Raw genomic sequence first — 3,056 nt, 5'->3', positions numbered from 1 at the left:
GACGGCCGCGTCAGCGGCGGGGCAGGCCCGCCGCGAAGGGCCGCCACCCGGGCGGCCAGCGGCGTCGGCGCGGGACCCAGGTGGAAGTGGTCCAGCGGGGCGCCGGCCTCGGCGGTGGTGTAGCGGTCCCGGGTGACCGGCGCGGCGGTCAGCTTGGCGCAGAGGTGGTCCAGGGTGCCGTGCGGGGTGTACTGGTCGTCGTCGACGCTCACCGCCAGCACGGGCGTGCCGATCCGCCCCACCGCCGCCTCGGCGTCCACCCCGTCCAGCACCGGGAAACGCCCGGTCCGGGCGGTGTACGCCCAATCCCGGATCACCCCGCGCGCCTGCCGCCCGCCGAAGCCCCAGCCCGGCCAGACGCCGAGCGCCGCCGCGGTCGCCGCGATGCCCTGGGTGTACGGCAGCACCCCGTACCGCCGGGCGCCGGGGTAGCTGCGCCAGTACGGCACGCCGACGCGAGCAGGGCGAGCCCGTCGACCGCGTCCGCGCCGTGCAGGGCGAGGTGCAGCAGGGCCGCCTGCCCGCCGAGGGAGTGCCCGAGCAGCAGCCGGGTACGCCCGTCCAGCCGGGGCTTGAGCGCGTCGAGCACCGCGCCGACGTCACCGGCCAGCTCGGCGTAGCCGTACCGGCAGGCGCGGCTCGGTACGGGAGTGCTGGCGCCGGTGCCGCGCAGGTCGGCCACGACGACGGCCAGGCCGGCGTCGCGCAGCGCGGCGGCGAACGGGCGGTAGTAGCGGGCCCGGACGCCCATCGCCGGCCAGAGCACCACCACCGGCGCGCCGGCCGGCCCGTCCGGTTCGGGGTAGACCTGCACCCCGAGGCGCGCGCCGGCGACGTCGACGAACTCCTGGCTGTACTCGATGTCCCCGCTCACCGTCCCAGCCTAAGCGGAAGCTACCGGCGGGTAGCAAGGGGTGTGCCCCGCTCCACCCGCTCCACGGCGGCCAGCACCGCCGGCACGTCCAGCGCGGCCAGTGCCGGGTGCACGGCGGCGGCGTCGACCGGTTGCCGCTGTCCCACCCAGAGCGCCTGGTGCCAGGGCCGGTCCGGCGGGGGACCCCACTGCGCGGGCGGCACCGGGCCGAACAGCAGCACCGACGGGGTGGCGTAGGCGGTGGCCAGGTGACCGATGCCGGTGTCGCCGCTGACCACCAGGCGGGCGTGGGCGACCAGCGCGGCCAGCTCCGCGAGGCCGGTCTCCCCGGCGAGCACCGCGTCGGCCGGCAGCCCGGCTAGGGCGCGCACCTGCTCGGCGATGCTCCGCTCGCCGGCGGTGCCGGTGACCACCACCCGGTGTCCCCGGTCGGTGAGCGCCCGGGCCACCTCGGCGAACCGCGCCGGCGGCCAGCGCCGCTGCGCCGCCTTCGCTCCCGGGTGGACGATGCTCACCCCGGTCGGCGTCCGCCCCGGTGCCGGGCGGCGCAGGGCCAGGTCGGTGCGGTCGGCGGGGATGCCGTACCAGGCCAGCATCCGGCACCAGCGGTCGATCTCGTGCTCCTCGGCCCGCCAGTCCGGGCCGTCGGGGTGGCCGGCCTCGTGGTTGGCGAAGGCGAGCAGCCGGCCCGGCCGGACCCCGGCGAGCATCCGGTGCGACTGCGGGCGCGACCGTGCAGGTTGACCGCCAGTTCCGGCGGCGGGCCGGGCCACGCCAGGTGGCCCAGCCCGTCCGCCTCGACCAGCCGGTCGACCCCGCCGACCAGGTCGACCAGCGGGGCCAGCCAGCGCGGCGCGACCAGCGCCAGCTCCTCGTCCGGGTACGCGGCCCGCAACGCGCGCAGCCCCGGCACCCCGGTCGCGAGGTCGCCGACGCCGAGCGCCCGTAACACCAGGATCACGGGTACGACGACTCCTGTTCGGCGCAGACCACCAGCTCGCGCACCGCGCAGCCGGGCGGCTGGGACAGGGCGAACATGACGGCGGCGGCGGTGTCCGCCGGGTCGTTGAGGATCGCGTCCGGACCCGGCTTGTACTGGTCGTCCCGGTCGTCGAAGAAGGCCGTCCGCATGCCACCCGGGATCAGCAGGGTCACCCCGACCCGGCCGGCCAGCTCGGCGGCGAGCGCCCGGGTGAAGCCGACCACCCCGAACTTCGCCGCGCAGTACGCGGTGGCGTCGCTGACCGCCTTGATCCCGAGCGTCGAGGCGACCGTCACCACCGTGCCGTGCGCGCGCTCCAGGTGCGGCAGGGCCGCCCGGACGACGGCGGCGGTGCCGAGCAGGTTGATGCCGACGATCCGGTCCCAGGTCGCGCCGTCGATGTCGGCGAGCTTGCCGGGCACGTCCATCCCGGCGGCGGTGACCAGGCCGGTCAACCCGCCGGCCTGCTCGGCGACGCGCCGGGTGGCCTCCTCGGCGGCGCGGGTGTCTCCCAGGTCGCACTCGACCCACGGCACCCCGTCGGCCGCGACTGCCGGTCCAGCACGTACGGCCGCCCGCCGCCTTCGTCACGGCGGTCACCACCGCCGCGCCGAGGCCGCTCGACCCGCCGGTGACCAGCACCGCCGATCCATTCAGATCCCTGCTCATCGTGCTCCTCTGACCAGTCGGGCGCCGCGCGAGCGCGCGGCGCTGATCGTCGCGGTGGTGGACCGGCCCGCCAGGTAGGGCACGGTCACCACCCGGCCGCCCCAGCCGCGTACCAGCTCGGCCTCGGGCAGTTCGGGGGCGCCGTCGCCGGCGTAGTCGCCGCCCTTGACCCAGACGTCGGGGCGCAGCCGGGCCAGCGCGGTGGCCGGGGTGGGCTGGTCGAACACCACGACGGCGTCGACGCAGTCCAGCGCGGCCAGCAGCCGGGCCCGGTCGGCCTCCGGGTTGACCGGGCGGTCCGGACCCTTGAGGGCGCGGACGCTGCGGTCGGAGTTGAGGCAGACCACCAGGCAGTCGCCCAGCCGGCGGGCCGCCTGGAGGGTGGCGACGTGCCCGGCGTGCAGGATGTCGAAGCAGCCGCCGGTGGCCACCACGGTGCCGCCGTCGGCGCGTACCCGGGCCACCAGCTCCTCGGCGGCGGACGCCGGGCGGCGCGACGCGGCCGGCTCGGGTTCCCGGCGGGACAGCCCG

General features: G+C 77.6%; 1 protein-coding gene and 3 pseudogenes. All 4 read right to left on the bottom strand.

The annotated features are described in order from the left end of the window. Positions 1-10 precede the first annotated feature (10 nt). Positions 11-874, bottom strand: a pseudogene (locus tag JNW89_RS32805) (alpha/beta fold hydrolase). Between the two features lie 20 nt (positions 875-894). Next, positions 895-1,835, bottom strand: a pseudogene (locus tag JNW89_RS32800) (glycosyltransferase family 9 protein). Beyond that, positions 1,832-2,525: pseudogene (locus tag JNW89_RS32795) on the bottom strand (SDR family oxidoreductase). Before JNW89_RS32795 ends, JNW89_RS32800 begins: the two co-directional pseudogenes overlap by 4 nt. Continuing rightward, the coding region (rfaE2, locus tag JNW89_RS32790) for a D-glycero-beta-D-manno-heptose 1-phosphate adenylyltransferase (protein ID WP_238452000.1) at positions 2,522-3,056 on the bottom strand (535 nt) is incomplete at its 5' end. The gene rfaE2 and the pseudogene JNW89_RS32795, both read right to left, overlap by 4 nt.

It is taken from the genome of Micromonospora sp. 4G55 (assembly GCF_016803375.1).
This window is presented reverse-complemented; position numbering and strand designations above follow the sequence as displayed.